The 16,317-nt window shown below is 56.2% G+C and carries 15 protein-coding genes and 2 pseudogenes; 8 read left to right on the forward strand and 9 right to left on the reverse strand.

From position 1 onward, the window contains the following. The first annotated feature begins 9 nt into the window (after window positions 1-9). Window positions 10-549 carry an isochorismatase family protein gene (locus GM298_RS12360; protein WP_266154174.1) on the forward strand — a complete coding sequence of 180 codons (540 nt, stop codon included), beginning with the start codon at window positions 10-12 and terminating at the stop codon, window positions 547-549. Beyond that, the gene (locus tag GM298_RS12365) at window positions 549-1,469 is read left to right on the forward strand and encodes a GlxA family transcriptional regulator (protein ID WP_025759163.1); all 921 of its coding nucleotides are present in this window, start codon (window positions 549-551) and stop codon (window positions 1,467-1,469) included. The genes GM298_RS12360 and GM298_RS12365 overlap by 1 nt, the downstream gene beginning before the upstream one ends. Here the strand turns inward: GM298_RS12365 and GM298_RS12370 are convergent. Then, a complete protein-coding gene (locus tag GM298_RS12370; RefSeq protein WP_266154175.1) occupies window positions 1,462-2,457 on the reverse strand; it encodes an acyltransferase in 996 nt (331 codons plus the stop codon). The two genes, GM298_RS12365 and GM298_RS12370, sit on opposite strands and share 8 nt — an antisense overlap. Before the next feature lie 182 nt (window positions 2,458-2,639). On the opposite strand from GM298_RS12370, the gene GM298_RS12375 reads away from it, so the two are divergent. The 3 genes from GM298_RS12375 to glyS all read left to right on the forward strand — a co-directional run bounded on the left by GM298_RS12375 (window position 2,640) and on the right by glyS (window position 6,096). After that, window positions 2,640-2,945 carry a YsaB family lipoprotein gene (locus GM298_RS12375; RefSeq protein WP_025759165.1) on the forward strand — a complete coding sequence of 102 codons (306 nt, stop codon included), beginning with the start codon at window positions 2,640-2,642 and terminating at the stop codon, window positions 2,943-2,945. Window positions 2,946-3,105: 160 nt separating this feature from the next. Beyond that, window positions 3,106-4,017: a glycine--tRNA ligase subunit alpha gene (gene glyQ / locus GM298_RS12380; RefSeq protein ID WP_003860141.1), complete on the forward strand. Its 912-nt coding sequence runs from the start codon at window positions 3,106-3,108 to the stop codon at window positions 4,015-4,017. A 9-nt stretch (window positions 4,018-4,026) separates the two neighbouring features. Next, window positions 4,027-6,096, forward strand: coding sequence for a glycine--tRNA ligase subunit beta (gene glyS / locus GM298_RS12385; RefSeq protein ID WP_045286000.1), 2,070 nt, complete (start codon window positions 4,027-4,029; stop codon window positions 6,094-6,096). 93 nt (window positions 6,097-6,189) lie between these two features. Here the strand turns inward: glyS and GM298_RS12390 are convergent. Together GM298_RS12390 and GM298_RS23340 are read right to left on the reverse strand one after the other, a co-directional pair. Then, window positions 6,190-6,640 (reverse strand): annotated as a pseudogene (locus tag GM298_RS12390) (hypothetical protein). Next, window positions 6,625-6,714: pseudogene (locus GM298_RS23340) on the reverse strand (hypothetical protein); the annotation flags it as partial. The pseudogenes GM298_RS23340 and GM298_RS12390, both read right to left, overlap by 16 nt. Before the next feature lie 738 nt (window positions 6,715-7,452). On the opposite strand from GM298_RS23340, the gene GM298_RS12400 reads away from it, so the two are divergent. Beyond that, window positions 7,453-9,072, forward strand: coding sequence for an ABC-F family ATP-binding cassette domain-containing protein (locus tag GM298_RS12400; RefSeq protein WP_266154176.1), 1,620 nt, complete (start codon window positions 7,453-7,455; stop codon window positions 9,070-9,072). Between the two features lie 39 nt (window positions 9,073-9,111). Here GM298_RS12400 and GM298_RS12405 read toward each other — a convergent pair whose 3' ends face one another. After that, window positions 9,112-9,399, reverse strand: coding sequence for an HTH-type transcriptional regulator (locus GM298_RS12405; RefSeq protein ID WP_025759170.1), 288 nt, complete (start codon window positions 9,397-9,399; stop codon window positions 9,112-9,114). A gap of 331 nt (window positions 9,400-9,730) precedes the next feature. Here GM298_RS12405 and GM298_RS12410 point away from each other — a divergent pair, with 331 nt between their 5' ends. Next, on the forward strand, window positions 9,731-10,441 hold the full coding sequence (locus GM298_RS12410; protein ID WP_025759171.1) for a DUF3053 domain-containing protein: 711 nt from the start codon (window positions 9,731-9,733) through the stop codon (window positions 10,439-10,441). A 247-nt stretch (window positions 10,442-10,688) separates the two neighbouring features. Then, window positions 10,689-10,901, forward strand: coding sequence for an RNA chaperone/antiterminator CspA (gene cspA, locus GM298_RS12415; protein ID WP_003860775.1), 213 nt, complete (start codon window positions 10,689-10,691; stop codon window positions 10,899-10,901). A gap of 58 nt (window positions 10,902-10,959) precedes the next feature. Here cspA and ghrB read toward each other — a convergent pair whose 3' ends face one another. The 5 genes from ghrB to GM298_RS12440 form a co-directional block, all read right to left on the reverse strand. Then, on the reverse strand, window positions 10,960-11,934 hold the full coding sequence (gene ghrB, locus GM298_RS12420) for a glyoxylate/hydroxypyruvate reductase GhrB (RefSeq protein WP_266154177.1): 975 nt from the start codon (window positions 11,932-11,934) through the stop codon (window positions 10,960-10,962). A 26-nt stretch (window positions 11,935-11,960) separates the two neighbouring features. Next, window positions 11,961-13,241 (reverse strand): MFS transporter, encoded by a 1,281-nt coding sequence (locus tag GM298_RS12425; protein ID WP_025759175.1) that lies wholly within the window; start codon window positions 13,239-13,241, stop codon window positions 11,961-11,963. Window positions 13,242-13,378: 137 nt separating this feature from the next. Beyond that, entirely contained in the window at window positions 13,379-14,317 is a 939-nt protein-coding gene (locus GM298_RS12430) for a sugar kinase (protein WP_266154178.1), read from the reverse strand. A gap of 3 nt (window positions 14,318-14,320) precedes the next feature. Beyond that, the gene (locus tag GM298_RS12435; RefSeq protein ID WP_025759178.1) at window positions 14,321-15,070 is read right to left on the reverse strand and encodes a sugar phosphate isomerase/epimerase family protein; all 750 of its coding nucleotides are present in this window, start codon (window positions 15,068-15,070) and stop codon (window positions 14,321-14,323) included. Window positions 15,071-15,173: 103 nt separating this feature from the next. Further along, window positions 15,174-16,190, reverse strand: a complete 1,017-nt coding sequence (locus GM298_RS12440; RefSeq protein ID WP_021242472.1) for a LacI family DNA-binding transcriptional regulator — start codon at window positions 16,188-16,190, stop codon at window positions 15,174-15,176. Between the last annotated feature and the right edge of the window lie 127 nt (window positions 16,191-16,317).

Below are 16,317 nucleotides of genomic sequence, written 5' to 3' on the forward strand. Positions count from 1 at the left end.
AGCACCATCATGTCACGCATTGCACTACTCAACATCGATACCCAACAGTCTTTTCATCACCGTGATTACTGGCAGGAACAAGACATTCCGGCCTTTCAGCAGGCAATGCTGGGGCTGATTGAGGGTTGCCAGGCACGCAATATTCCCGTCGTTGATATATTTCATGTGGATGAAGATGGCCCTTTCTCACTGCAAAGCGGCTATGTCAAACCGATGGCCTTTTTACGTCATCAGCCGGATGTGGTTTTCCAGAAACACGTCCATAATGCCTTCACGGATACCGGGCTTGACCGCTGGCTGCGCGCGCGTGATATCAACCAGCTGATCGTGTGTGGCATTCGTACTGAACAGTGCTGTGAGACCACCGCACGGGTGGCATCCGATCTGGGTTATGCTGTGACCTTTGTGAGCGAGGCAACGCTGACGTTTCCCATGACGTACAGAGGGATTATCCTTAGCGCAGCGGAAATTCGTCATCGTACCGAAACGGTACTGGCCGGGCGGTTTGCCGGAATTAAAACGGTAGCGGAGACGCTGGAGTCACTGTAATGCGCATCGACGTCTGGTTTGTGATGTTGCCCGGGGTGCTGTCTTTAGATATGACCGGCCCGGCGGAAACCTTTGTACTGGCGGGCGATGCGTTTCGCCTGCATTACATTGGCCCGCAACCTGAGGTCCAAACGTCGATTGGTCTCGCAATGAGCGGCATTCAGCCCTTACCGGAAGGGCTCCCGGCGGGGAGCCTGCTGGTCCTGCCCGGCGTGAGCGACTCCCGCACTCAGTTTTCGACACCGCAGGCGTTGCAGATCCAGCACTGGCTGATGCGCCTGCAGCCAGCCATTCAGCGTCGGGATATCACGGTGATGTGCGTCTGTTCGGGGGCATTGCTGGCGGCGAAATCCGGGTTGCTGAATCACCGGCAGTGCACCACACATCATGACGTGATTAGCCGTTTGCGTACCGCGGCTCCCTCGGCGGTGATTAAAGAAAACCGGATATTTGTGCAGGATGAGAATATCTGGACCAGCGCAGGCATCACTTCAGGTATCGATCTGGCGCTGCATATGATTAACCGCCTGTGTGGCCCCGAAAAGGCGCTGGCCGTGGCGCGTGAGATGGTGGTCTGGTTCCGCCGGTCGGGAGACGATCCGCAGCTTTCTCCGTGGCTACGCTACCGCAATCATCTTCACCCGGCTATCCACCGTGCCCAGGATGCGCTGACCGCCGAACCACAAAAAGCCTGGAGCGTCCCGGATATCGCCGCGCTGGCGCACGTCAGTCCCCGCCATTTAACCCGTCTGTTTCAGACGCATTTAGGCATTAGCGTTCGTGATTACCTGGAGCAGCTGCGTCTGGCAGTGGCCGAGCAGTGGTTATTGCAGGGGCGTGGCGTGGAGCAGGCTTCCCTGGCGGCAGGGTTTTCTTCCCCGCGCCAGTTTCATCGCGCCCGACAGCGCACCGTTAACTGACGAAGCGGCGCGTATCTACCTTCTGTAGCAGCATTGACAGCAGTAAGCTGACGACCAGTGTGGCGGAGAAAATCCAGACGATGTCCAGCACCGGCCAGCTTTTCAGTTCCACCCCTCTCGTTCGCAGAGCGTGGATTACCAGGGCATGGAAACCGTAAATCCCCAGCGAGTGGCGCGAGATATAGCCCAGCACGGGAAGCGGGCGCGCGTTCATCGTGTTTTTGACCAGCGTCAGCAGAGAAACAGCACAGATAAAGACCATCGGCCCGCAGTAGAGATACCAGGTATCCGCAAAATTACCGCGCCACTGCAGTTCATGGAGTGTCCCGCGCGCAATCACCGCCACGCCAGCGATAAACAGTGCCGCGCAAAGCCAGTTCATACCGCGTTTTTGCGTATTCATCATCCCGATGGCCCGCCCCAGCATGCCGTAAAGCACATAGTAAAAGGTATCGCCGTTGATGTAGAGGTTGACCGGTAGCCACTCAAAACCGTCGATTTTCTGCGAGACTGTATTCGGGTTGGCGACAATGCCAATCACCACCATCAGCGCCAGCAGCATTTTTCCGCTGACGTTTTTCACCTGTATGAGGGGGGAGACCAGATAGATAACGATAATGGCGAAGAAGAACCACAGATGGTAGAACACCGGTTTTTGCAGTACGTATTTCAGCGCTAACCCGGCGTTAATTGAGGTGAACAGCGTGATATAGAGCAGGGCAATGGCGCTGTAGAACCCGAGGCAAGCTGCGATGCGAATGAAATGCCTCGGCTGCGCGCTACGCTCGCCAAAAAAGAGAAAGCCGGAAATCATAAAGAACAGCGGAACGCTGACGCGTGAAGCAGAATTGAGAATATTGGCGATATCCCAGTTAACGGGGCTGACGCTGTGGGCGTTAGTGATGTACCAGGTCGTCGTGTGGATCATCACCACCATCAGACACGCTATTCCTCGCAGGTTATCAATCCAGTTAATTTTAGACTGCATCAGTTCCTCTTTTCCCTGTAAATAGAGTGTGACTGCCGTTGTGGAAATATCTTTCCCTGGAAAAATCTGAGATTTATTCAGCAGTGTTGTCGGGAGGCAGCGAGATTCGCAGAATGCCAGACCATAATCTATAAAAGCTTTGATACTAAAAATAACAGCCACAGACCAGGGCGGTAATAAAAATGATGATGAAGCGTGTGGCGTCACTCTTTCTGCTGGGCATTCTGGCAGGATGCAGTGCCCCGCAAGAAGCACCAGTGCAAAAAGCACAGCAGGGTAAAATGAGCCCGGAACGTTCACTGAATATGGAAGCGCTCTGTAAAGATCAGGCTGCCCGACGTTATAACTCGGAGGTGCAGAAAATTGATGTCACCGGGTTTGAGCGCTTTCAGGGAAGCTATGAGCTGCGGGGCCATACCTCCCGTAAAGAGGGCTTTGTCTGCTCGTTTGATGCGGACGGTCAGTTTTTACACCTCTCCATGCGCTAGCCTGCTCGGATAATCAACAGCCAGACGCCTGCGGCGTTCTGGCTTGAATGCTTATTTCCCAATTTTCCCTAAACAACTCCGTTTCGTACTGTATATCTTGCAGCCAGCGGGTATACTGGTCCCTTCCATTTAAAACCACACGTATCCAGCACGAAATACTATGCAAAAGTTTGATACCAAGACCTTCCAGGGCCTGATCCTGACCTTACAGGATTACTGGGCTCGTCAGGGCTGTACCATTGTTCAACCTTTGGACATGGAAGTCGGCGCCGGCACTTCACACCCGATGACCAGCTTACGCGCGTTGGGGCCAGAGCCAATGGCGACCGCTTATGTGCAGCCTTCCCGCCGTCCGACCGATGGTCGTTACGGTGAGAACCCGAACCGTCTGCAGCATTACTATCAGTTCCAGGTGGTGATTAAGCCATCACCAGACAATATTCAGGAACTGTATCTCGGGTCACTGAAAGAGCTGGGTATGGATCCCACCATTCACGATATCCGTTTCGTGGAAGATAACTGGGAAAACCCAACGCTGGGTGCCTGGGGGCTGGGTTGGGAAGTGTGGCTGAACGGCATGGAAGTGACCCAGTTTACCTACTTCCAGCAGGTTGGCGGTCTGGAATGTAAACCGATCACGGGTGAAATCACCTACGGTCTGGAACGTCTGGCTATGTATATTCAGGGCGTAGACAGCGTTTACGACCTGGTCTGGAGCGACGGCCCGCTGGGTAAAACCACCTACGGCGACGTGTTCCATCAGAACGAAGTGGAGCAATCCACCTATAACTTCGAATACGCGGACGTGGACTTCCTGTTCACCTGCTTCGAGCAGTACGAGAAAGAAGCGCAGCAGCTGCTGGCGCTGGAGACTCCGCTGCCGCTGCCTGCTTATGAGCGTATTCTGAAGGCCGCCCACAGCTTCAACCTGCTGGACGCTCGCAAAGCGATCTCCGTGACTGAACGTCAGCGCTACATTCTGCGTATTCGTACCCTGACTAAAGCCGTTGCAGAAGCTTACTATGCGTCCCGTGAAGCCCTTGGCTTCCCGATGTGCAACCGAAACAAATAAGAGGCGGCCATGTCTGAGAAAACTTTCCTGGTGGAAATCGGCACCGAAGAGCTGCCACCAAAAGCCCTGCGCAGCCTGGCTGAATCTTTTGCTGCGAACGTGACTGCCGAGCTGGATAACGCTGGCCTGGCGCACGGTAAAATTGAATGGTTTGCTGCACCGCGTCGTCTGGCGCTGAAAGTGGCTAACCTGGCGGCGTCTCAGCCGGATCGTGAAGTGGAAAAACGTGGCCCGGCCATTGCCCAGGCGTTCGATGCCGAAGGCAAGCCGAGCAAAGCGGCGGAAGGCTGGGCGCGTGGTTGCGGTATTACCGTTGACCAGGCCGAGCGTCTGACCACCGACAAAGGCGAGTGGCTGCTGTATCGCGCTCACGTAAAAGGTGAAAGCGCTGAAGCGCTGCTGCCGGAGATGATTGCGAGCTCGCTGGCTAAACTGCCGATTCCGAAGCTGATGCGCTGGGGCGCGTCCGACGTGCACTTCGTGCGTCCGGTTCACACCGTGACCCTTCTGCTGGGCGATACCGTGATTCCGGCCACCATTTTGGGCGTGGCGTCCGATCGCGTGATCCGCGGTCACCGCTTCATGGGCGAGCCTGAATTCACCATCGATAATGCCGATCAGTATCCGCAAATCCTGCTGGAGCGCGGTAAGGTCATTGCTGACTACGAACAGCGTAAAGCCAAAATCAAAGCCGATGCAGAAGAGGCGGCGCGTAAGATTGGCGGTAAAGCCGATCTGAGCGACAGCCTGCTGGAAGAAGTGACCTCGCTGGTGGAGTGGCCGGTTGTGCTGACCGCGAAGTTCGAAGAGAAGTTCCTGGCCGTTCCGGCTGAAGCGCTGGTGTACACCATGAAGGGTGACCAGAAGTACTTCCCTGTCTACGCCAACGACGGCAAGCTGCTGCCAAACTTCATCTTTGTCGCGAACATCGAATCGAAAGATCCGAGCCAGATTATCTCCGGTAACGAGAAAGTGGTGCGCCCGCGTCTGGCGGATGCCGAGTTCTTCTTCAACACCGACCGTAAAAAACGTCTGGAAGATCATCTTCCGCGTCTGCAGACCGTACTGTTCCAGCAGCAACTGGGTACGCTGCGCGACAAGACCGACCGTATTGCGGAGCTGTCCGGCTGGATCGCCCGTGAAATCGGCGCTGACGTCAACCACGCCACCCGTGCGGGCCTGCTGTCCAAGTGCGACCTGATGACCAACATGGTGTTCGAATTTACCGACACCCAGGGTGTGATGGGGATGCACTACGCGCGTCACGATGGCGAAGCGGAAGACGTGGCGGTTGCCCTGAACGAGCAGTATCAGCCGCGCTTTGCGGGCGACGAGCTGCCGTCTAACCCGGTTGCCTGCGCCGTGGCGATTGCCGATAAGATGGACACCCTGGCAGGTATCTTCGGTATCGGTCAGCATCCAAAAGGCGACAAAGACCCGTTTGCGCTGCGTCGTGCGGCGCTCGGTGTGCTGCGTATCATCGTTGAGAAGAACCTGAACCTGGATCTGCAGACCCTGACCGAAGAAGCGGTGCGTCTGTACGGTGACAAGCTGACCAACGCCAACGTGGTGGATGATGTGATCGACTTTATGCTCGGTCGCTTCCGCGCGTGGTATCAGGACGAAGGTTACACCGTTGACACCATTCAGGCGGTGCTGGCGCGTCGTCCAACCCGTCCGGCAGATTTCGATGCGCGTATGAAGGCGGTTTCCCACTTCCGTACGCTGGAAGCGGCATCTGCCCTGGCTGCGGCCAACAAGCGTGTCTCCAACATTCTGGCGAAATCTGACGAAACGCTGAACGAGCGCGTAAACGCCGCGACGCTGAAAGAGCCGGAAGAGATCGCCCTGGCGATGCAGGTTGTGGTGCTGCGCGACAAGCTCGAGCCGTTCTTCGCGGAAGGCCGTTACCAGGAAGCGCTGGTGGAGCTGGCGGAGCTGCGTGACGTTATCGACGCTTTCTTCGAGAAAGTGATGGTGAACGTAGAAGACAAAGAGCTGCGTATTAACCGTCTCTCTATGCTCGAAAAACTGCGTGAGCTGTTCCTGCGCGTAGCGGATATTTCGCTGCTGCAGTAAGGTGCCTGTTGTTATAAATATTAAAAACCCGCTTCGGCGGGTTTTTTTATGGGTCTTTTGTCGGCCGGATAAGCGCAGCGACATGCAGCAGGTTTAGCCTATCGCGACTGTGCCTTTATCCGTCTGCAGCCAACGCGGCGCCTTCAGCGTATCGGCAAAGTAGCTGACCAGTTCGCGCAGCAAATCTGTCATCACGATTTCAGATTGTCGCGGCAGTGTGCCGTTCATCAGCAACTGCGTAATCTCCTGACAGTAGCGTCCCAGCTGATCGCATTCGGGGGCGAAAACCGGAAGGCGTGACGGCAGTTCCTCCACGGTCAGGCTGGCTTTTAAATGCTCCGGGACAGTTTCCAGAAGCGTGGGTTGCAGAAGATTCAGGCAGGCGGAGAGTCGGCGCGTAAAGCGCCATTTTTGGGGCGGGTTCTTCGCAATCGACCAGTGCGTCGGTAAAACGTTCGCAGTTATCCGCCAACTCGGTGAAGTCGGTTGTGTGGTTGAAGGGCAGGGTGAATAAAGAATGAGCGTGGGTTAGGGTAGTAGCCATATTGGCAGCATCCGATAAGTGATATAGCTTCCACCACCGGAAATGCTAATTTCGCTGGTGGTGGACTGAACAGAGTTAGCATTACCGGCCTTATCGGATACCGGCGCATCTTTCGATGCCCCTGCTCAGCCTACCATTGAGATGTAGCAAAGCATGCTGCAACAGTTTTGAGCTATGTTGCTGAGGATATTACCATTTCTGGAAAGAGGCTCGCAAAATTACCGCGATGAAAAGCATACTGCGGGCAGAGGTCTTACAGCGACGCAATGGTCCGGCTGTAAATCGCTGAGGCGTTTCCTGTAGGCCGGGGCGAGGCGCAGGGATGCGCCGAGAGGGCGGGCTTTACAGGGATGTTACCTCCGCCCGTCCCCGATAAGCCGGAAGGAATAAGCCGAAGGTACCGCGTAGCGGCGATTTACCGCCGGGAGCCCGGGTCGCCAGGGCGGTGGCGATTGAGCCGCCCTGGCACGTTCACCGGCATTGTCGTAACAGAGTAGCAAGGAACATAAAGTGAACGGAATAACCTCCACAGCCGTATGTTCCCCCTCACCCCAACCCTCTCCCTTCAGGGAGAGGGGGTCGTTTGTGCAGGTATTATTTTGTGGGGATCCCTCAGCCGAAAGGGAGAGGGAGTACGAATCGACCAAAATTTAACCTTGAAATGGTCAACACATTACCGCTATCCTTATCCGCGTTAACTTTCCCGCTCTGGAGCGCCCCCCAAAAATGAACAAACACGACTGATGAATTTCGATCCTTGCTAAACGCCACCGCGTCAGCAGGGGATGTTTTGATTTCATTCAGGAGTGCTTATGGCTCATTTTGCGCAGTCCCCTTCTTTTATTTTGCATCAGGTCTCCTGTCAGTTTGCGACGGGCGATATCCTTTTTGGTCCGCTGAATCTCACACTTGAGCCCTCCCTGTGCGCGCTGGTTGGCCGCAACGGCAGCGGGAAAACGCGTCTGCTGCGCATGCTGGCGGGGCGGGATGAACCGGCCAGCGGTCATATTGAACGCTTTGGCTCGCACTTCTATGTGGCGCAGCAGCAGGCTATTTCTCCGCAGACGACACTGGCGGAACTGCTCGGTTACGGCGCGATGTTTGCGGCGCGTAAACGCGTTGATAGCGGCGATTACCAGCCTGACGATCTGGACATACTCGACGGCCACTGGGATTTAGCCGAGCGTCTGTGTGAGGCATTTATCCATGCGCAACTGCCCGCGTTTGATCCGGATAAGCCCGCCGATGAACTCAGCGGCGGCGAGCGCATTCGCGCCCTGCTGTGTGGGGCATTTACGGCGGACGCAGACTTTCTTCTGCTGGACGAACCCACTAACCATTTGGATCGACAAGGCCGGGCATGGTTTTACGACCAGCTTAGGCGGTATCAGGGCGGCGTGCTGGTGGCCTCCCATGACCGGGAACTTCTGGAGCAGGTGCCGCGTATTCTGGAACTGAGCGCCTCGGGCCTGCGCAGCTACGGCGGGAATTATGCGGATTATCAAACCCAGCGCGATGCTGAGCAACAGGCTGCCCGTGCGGCGCTGGAACATGCAGCGACCGAGCGCAAACGCACGCGGGCGCGCATGCAAAAAGAGCATGACGACAGCCAGCGGCGGTCGGCAAAAACGTTACGCACCGTCGATACCCTGAATATCGCCTCGTTTGAGCGGGTCAAATACAAAGGCGCGGCAAAGGAACGAATTGGCAGCTGGAAGAAGCAGCATAGCGAGCAAAACGAGGCGCTGAATGCTGCGGTTAACAAGGCGCGTGAGCGGGTGGAAGAAGATGCCCCCATCATGTTTACCCTTCCGGGAAGCCACATTGCCGAGGGAAAACAGGTGCTGGTGCTGGAGGACCTGCAACTGCCGCATGTCTCTCTCCCGCCAGTCAACTGGCGGATGGATGGCCCCATGCGCGTGGCGCTCAGAGGACCAAACGGCTGCGGAAAATCGACGCTGTTAAAAATCATCCTCGGCGAAATAGCCCCACGTTCAGGTGCCTGTAAGGTTTCCGTCAGCTGCGCATATCTCGACCAGCATCTGTCGCAACTCGATCTTACCCAATCGGTCATGACGCATCTCAATTTGAATCATACGCCTCTTGAAGAGGGGGTATTGCGAACCCGTCTGGCGCAGCTTCAGCTTGGGGCAGACAAAGTCACGCTCCCGCTGGCAGAGCTGAGCGGGGGAGAACGGCTGAAAGCCGCTCTGGCCTGTGTATTGTGGCGCGAAAAAGCCACACAGCTACTGCTGCTTGATGAGCCGACCAACCACCTGGATCTGGCATCGGTCCAGGCGATTGAAGCGGCACTGGCCGGTTTTCCCGGGGCGTTGCTGGTCGTCTCTCACGATGAAAAATTCCTGCAAGGAGTCGCGTTGACGCATGAGCTGGTGTGGGACGCGGGGGGATGGCGTTGTGAAAGCCTTTAAAACACAAGCCCCCGCAAAGGCGGGGGCATTCAAACGTCACTACGCTATCTGTTTGCTGAGTGCAGGGTTGGCCTGAATCAGGCGCATCAGCTTTAACTCGGTTGGGGTGGGTTTCTCACGTTTCGACTCCCACTCCTGAACCATAGCCACGCTGACACCCATCGCTCTGGCGAATTCTTCGGTTTTCAGTCCTGTCCCTTTGCGCAATTGCTCATATTCTGTAAAGGGATTGGATTTTTGTTGCAGGGTAATCGTCTGCGGTACATCTTTAAAAATGATCTGTTCCAGACTGCTCAGCAGCTCAAACTCAGGATCTTTATATTCCATTGAGGACTCCTCTTAAATCTCACATCGTGATCAAGAACATCAGAGAGCCAATTAAGAATAGTCCCTAATCCAGACCCAGGATCGTCACGGCTGTGATTAATCGTGCGGTAACGAATGCTGTACCCGATTCAGCGATATGGATATTTATGCTAATTACCTGATTAGTCATATGTCGGCCTCGCCAGGTATTTTTTTGTAAATGGTAAGAAATAAATTGGCAATAGCCGTTTTGCATGAAAAGAGTATCTTGCAAGGCTGACCTGGACTATCCTTGTCAGCGTTGGGCACGCGTGTGCCGGTGTGCGCTTTTTTGGGTGAAAGGAGTAATAAAATGGCGACAGGAAAGTCCTGCTCTCGCTGGTTTGCGCCTATTGCGGCGTTGTTGATGGTTGTTAGCCTGAGTGGGTGTTTTGATAAAGAAGGCGATCAGCGCAAAGCGTTTATCGATTTTCTGCAGAATACAGTGATGCGCAGCGGCGAGCGGTTGCCGACGCTGACTGCGGATCAGAAAAAACAGTTTGGCCCCTTCGTGTCCGATTACGCCATTCTTTATGGTTATTCACAGCAGGTGAGCCAGGCGATGGATTCTGGTATCCGCCCGGTAGTGGATAGCGTGAACGCCATCCGCGTTCCACAGGATTATATGACGCAGCGCGAACCGTTACGTCAGTCCAACGGTGCGCTTGGCGTGCTGAGTCAGCAGCTGCAGAATGCGAAAATGCAGGCTGATGCGTCACGTTCTGCGCTGAAGCAGGGCGACGATCTCAAACCTGTCTTCGACAAAGTGTATGAGAAAGTGGTGACCAAACCGTCTGAAGCGCTGCAACCGCTGATTCCGGCCGCGCAAATTTTCACGCAGCAGCTGGTCCAGGTGGGGGACTTTATCGCCCAGCAGGAGACTCAGGTAAGCTTTGTCGCCAATGGCATTCAGTTCCCGACCTCGCAGCAGGCAAGTCAGTACAATACGCTGATTGGACCGCTGGCCTCCCAGCATCAGGCCTTTAGCCAGGCCTGGAGCGCAGCCGTCGCGGCCACAGAATAAACTGAAAAAACCCCGCTTCCGGCGGGGTTTTTTTATGCATTCCGAAAATAACGCTTGTCATTCCTTCCCCACATCGGTATAAATGTTCGCGTCGGTTTGTTACACAGACCTAAAGCAGTTTAGTAAAGCAGTCCAGATTGTTATCCATAGATACCCTTCGTAGTGACCCTTCCTTCATCGCTTAAAAATCTGTAACGCAATCCATCAAGCCGGAAGGCACAATATATTTGTTAATAAGGTAATTTCTATGTCTGCTAAAATGACTGGTCTGGTAAAATGGTTCAACGCTGATAAAGGTTTCGGCTTCATCACTCCTGACGATGGCTCTAAAGACGTGTTCGTACACTTCTCTGCTATCCAGAACGATGGCTACAAATCTCTGGACGAAGGTCAGAAAGTGTCCTTCACCATCGAAAGCGGCGCTAAAGGCCCAGCAGCTGGTAACGTTGTAAGCCTGTAAGCTTCCAACCCAGTAGCAAAGAATTTAAAAACCCGCCTTCTGGCGGGTTTTTTCGTTTCTACCGTTGTACCTGCGGGTTCACGCAGTTTATCTCCACCCTGCCACTGAGGGCAGCGATAAGGTTATCTACCGCCGTGGCCGCCATATTGTAGCGCGTCTCATGGGTGGCGGAGCCGATGTGGGGCAGGGCGACCACGTTGGGTAGCGTCAGCAGCGGAGAATCCACCGGCAGCGGCTCCTGCTCAAACACGTCCAGACCGGCAGCATGGATCTCACCGTTTTGCAGGGCTTCAATCAGCGCCTTCTCATCCACTACCGGGCCGCGACCCGCGTTGATGAAAATGGCTGACTTCTTCATCTTTTCGAACGCCGCTTTGCCAATCAGATGACGGGTTTCGTCAGTCAACGGCAGGACCAGGCAGACAAAATCCGCTTCCTGCAGCAGCGTATCCAGCTCGCAGTAGCGGGCGTTAAAACGTTCTTCAGCTTCACTGTGGTGGCGACGCGCGTTGTACAGAATCGGCATGTTAAACCCAAAATGCGCGCGCTGCGCCAGCGCCAGTCCGATACGCCCCATGCCCACAATACCCAGCGTTTTGCCGTGCACATCCACGCCGAACCAGTCCGGACCTATGCTTTTTGTCCACTCGCCCGCTTTGACGCGCTCAGCCACTTCCACCACGCGACGGGCCGTCGTGAGCATCAGCGCCATTAGCGTGTCGGCCACGGTTTCCGTCAGGGCATGCGGTGTATGCATCAGCAGGATCCTGCGGGCATTAAGGGCCTCCACGTCGAAGTTATCGTAACCCACGGACACGGTTGAGGTAGCACGAAGCTTCGGCATTTTCTCCAGCAGGGCGACATCCACTTTTTCGCTTGAACCCAGCAGGCCTTCAGCGCGGGCGAACGCATCAGCGTGCTGTGCCACGGTCTCCGGGCTCAGGTTCTTCACCTGCGTGACGGTGAAGTGCTCTTCAAGGCGCTTCTGCAGATCTTCCGGCAGGGCTTTATACAAAATGACGGACGGCTTCATGCTAATCTCCGTTGTGTTTTAAGGTTTCAGGCGTGGCGAGCGCCGACAGGGTGTTGTTGATTATTAGCAGGCTTAACAATCAGAGTAAGCCATACGGAGGCGAAAAGCGCCACCCCCATAAAGATGTACGACGCAGCCGGGCTGCCGGTGGCACCGTTCAGGTAACCGACGAACCAGGAGCCGCAGAACGAGCCCAGCGCACCCATACTGTTGATCAGCGCCATCGCGCCACCTGCGACGTTACGCGGCAGCATCTCCGGGATGATGGCAAAGAACGGGCCATACGGGGCGTACATGGCTGCACCGGCAATCACCAGCAGCGTATAAGAGACCCAGAAGTGGTTTGCGCCCACGGCCCAGGAGCCAATGAAGGCAAAGGCAGCGATCAGCAGCAGCGGCCAGACAAACAGCTTACGGTTTTGCAGCTTGTCCGACGCCCAGGAGACGATGATCATCGCGATTGTCGCCGCCAGATACGGCACGGATGACAGCCAGCCGACCTCGACCATACCGAGGTTTTCACCGCCGCTGCGGATAATGGACGGCAGCCACAGCACAAAGCCGTACACCCCAATACTCCAGGTAAAGTACTGCGCGCACAGCAGGATCACGTTGCGGGAGCGGAAGGCTTCGCCATAGTTACGCACCGCCTTCAGTCCTTGCTGCTCTTTATCCAGCTGTGCCTGCAGCGCCGCTTTCTCATCTTCGGAGAGCCATTTCGCCTGGGCAGGTTTATCTTTCACCAGCACCCACCAGCAGAAGGCCCAGATAATTGCCGGCACCCCTTCGATGATAAACATCTCGCGCCAGCCAAAGGACTGGATCAGGTAGCCTGAGACGACCGACATCCACAGCACCGTGACCGGGTTACCGAGGATGAGGAAGGTATTGGCGCGTGAACGTTCGGATTTGGTAAACCAGTTGCTGATGTAGATCAGCATCGCTGGCATTACCGCCGCCTCAACCACGCCGAGGATGAAGCGAATAGCGGCCAGGGCAGGAATATTGTTCACCATGCCGGTGAGAGACGCGCAGGCGCCCCACAGGATCAGACAGATGAAGATCAGCTTACGCACGCTGCGCCGTTCCGCATAGATCGCGCCAGGGATCTGGAAGAAGAAGTAGCCGAGGAAGAAAAGGGCGCCCAGCAGGGAGGAGATCCCTTTGGTGATCCCAAGGTCTTCGGTGATCCCTGCCGCGGACGCGAAACTGAAGTTGGCACGATCAAGGTACGCCAGGCTGTACGTGATGAACACGATTGGCATGATGTACCACCAGCGTTTTACTGCATTGGTCGAACTGTTCATAGGCTTGCCTCTGTTGTTGAGGTGGTTACCGCCGTTGTCTGTAGGGTACACGGTGGTTTGTTTTGTTGAGTACGATGTATGCCCCCTCACCCCGGCCCCTCCCCAGAGGGGAGAGGGTTAGGGTGAGGGGGGAATGTTTATTCGTTAAGCTGTGCTCGTGTTGGTAATCCTTCGCTATCGCCCTGTACCTGAATGGCCAGCGAGCCAATTTTGTTGCCCCGCGCGACGGCCTGTTGCAGCGTTTTGCCTTCCAGCAGGGCGCTAATGACGCCTACGGCAAAACCATCGCCCGCGCCGACGGTGTCGACGACGTTCTCAACCTTCACCGCAGCGACCGCGCCCTGTTCGCCCTCGGCGGTTTTAAACCATGCGCCATCGGCACCGGTTTTCAGCACCACCGCTTTTACCCCTTTATTAAGGTAGAAGTCGGCAATACCTTCCGGCGTACTTTCGCCGGTCAGAATCATCCCTTCTTTCAGGCCTGGCAGAACCCAGTCCGCCCGGAACGCCAGACGGTTGAGCTTCTCAACCATTTCTGCCTCGCTTTTCCACAGCACCGGGCGCAGGTTGGGATCGAATGAGATGGTCTTCCCCTGGGCTTTCAGGGTGGTCGCGGCATGATCGAGCAGTTCATACGAGCTGGCAGAAAGTGCCGCGGCGACGCCGCTCAGGTGCAGGTGACGTGCGCCAGCAAAATAGTCGGCGTGGTAATCCGCCACGGAGAGATGGCTTGCAGCCGATCCCTTGCGGAAATATTCCACGATGGGATCGGTTCCATTTTCGACTTTAGATTTAAGCTGAAAACCGGTGGGGAAGCGTCCGTCGAGGGTGACGCCTGCGGCATCAATACCCTCTTTTTTCAGTGAGTCGAGAACGAAATGACCAAAGCTGTCATCCCCCACGCGGCTGACCCAGCCGACGTTCAGGCCGAGGCGCGCCAGCCCGGTCGCGACGTTCAGCTCTGCGCCTGCCACGCGTTTCATAAAGCGCTCCACCGCGCTCAGTTCGCCTTTTTCGGTGGCGACAAACATCGCCATGGCCTCGCCGATGGTGATGACATCCAGCGTCTTGTGCATGGTTTACTCCTCGCGTAGCAGGTTGACGTAATGGCGGGTCACGGCGGTTAAATCCGTCCCTTCCAGCGGGAACTCGATACCGCGCGGGGCATCGGCGGGCAGCTGGCTGAGCAGATCCAGCCAGCGCGCATCGGCGTGGTCCGGTGCGACAGCGCGGAAGTTATCCTTATGCGGCACGGCGGCTTTCACGTGGATATAGCTCACGGCAGGGGCCAGGTGGCGGGCTGCTTCTTCGGGCGAATCGCCGACCCACAGCCAGTTACCCATGTCGAAGGTCAGGGTGACGGGGAGCGCCATGTCCCGACAGGCGGCCTGGAAACGCTGCATAGGCGCCAGCTGGCCGCAGTCGGTCTGATCGTTTTCCACGACCAGCGCCATGCCGCTTGTATTCAGCAGCGCACGCAGGGCGTCGAGAGCGTGCGTGTCGCTGAAATGGCCGAGGGAAACCTTGAGCCACAGCGCGTTCAGGGTATTGGCCTCTGAAAGATAGCGGGGCAGATCCGGGTTTAGCGTGCCGTCGGGCATAAACAGGGCGGCGGGTGCGGAGTAGCACGCCAGCAGGCCCAGCAGTTCAATGGATTCCCCCAGCGCAGGCAGCGCCAGCAGCTCTTCGCTGTTGAACAGTTCCCGGCGGATCTCCACGCCGTCTGCGCCCGCGCCAGCAATAACGGGAAGCATCGCCCGCTGACCGCCCGCCTGTCGCACCTGTTCCGCGCCGTACGCGGCGGTGACCACCATAATTTTCCTGTCCATCGTCGGACTCCATCGCAACATATCAATACTATTACGCTAGATGGAACCGGTTCCAAAGAAAAGGTCAGGATGTTGAATTTATGATCGACATCACAAGGGGAAATTAACGCGCGGTGGAGCCGCGAACAATCAGTTCACCGGAGAACACCTGCTCGCGAACCGCATCGCTGATACCTTCGATACGACGAACCACTTGTTCTACAGCAGCATAGCCAATTTGCCAGGTGGGTTGTTTGAGGGTGGTGATGCCGACACCGGCCAGCTCCGCCCACTCCAGTTCATCAAACCCCAGCAGACCAATGTCGCTGCCCCAGTGCAGGCCAATGCGCTTGAGCGAACGGGCGACCTGAAGCGTCAGCGCCCCGTTGGCGGAGATCACGGCTTTGCGCATCCCGCGATGGCGGGTGTGGAACTGGCGCAGGGTGTTGTCGAGCTGGTCGGCTTCGTGAAGCGGCGTTTCGGCATTTTCGGCGATAACACCCGGATAACGCTCCAGCGTGGCGCGAAATGCGCCCAGGCGTTCACGACGGGTGTTAACCATGCCCAGCGGTTCGCTCAGAAACAGAATGGCCTCGAAACCCTGTTCAATCAGATGTTCGGTGGCGGTCGTGGCGGCCTGAGTGTTATCCAGCCCGACCACATCGCAGGCAAATTCGGGAATTTTACGGTCGATGAGGACCATGGGCAGGGAGGACTGCTGCAGGCGATTTAATCCTTCTTCCCGCATGCCCACCGCGTTAACCACAATCCCTTCCACCTGATAGCTGCGCAGCAGATCGAGATAGTGCAGCTCCTGGTCGACTTCGTTGTTGGTATTACAGACCAGCGGCGTGAAGCCCTTCTCGCGACAGGCCGCTTCGATACCGCTGAGCACGTTAACGGAATAGGGATTGGTGATATCGGCGATGATAAGTCCGATGAGGCGAGTGCGGCCGCGTTTGAGCCCGCGCGCCATCAGGCTGGGACGGTAGTCGAGATCGGCTATCGCCTGTTCAATTCGCGCCAGCAGGGCATCAGACAACAGGTGTTTCTCGCCGTTGAGATAGCGCGAAATACTGGTTTTACCGGTTCTGGCGGCTTTCGCCACGTCGCTGATGGTGGCCCGGGCTGGTTTGCTCATCACTGATTTCCCTGAATTTAGTGAGAATACCTTAGCGGGAAAATCGGACGAATCAAGTAATTTGCCCGGTGGCGCTGCGCTTACCGGAGGTTACGGCCTAATGCCCTCACCCCAACCCTCTCCCACG

Source organism: Enterobacter sp. HSTU-ASh6 (genome assembly GCF_026319105.1).
GTDB classification, from domain to species: domain Bacteria; phylum Pseudomonadota; class Gammaproteobacteria; order Enterobacterales; family Enterobacteriaceae; genus Enterobacter; species Enterobacter sichuanensis.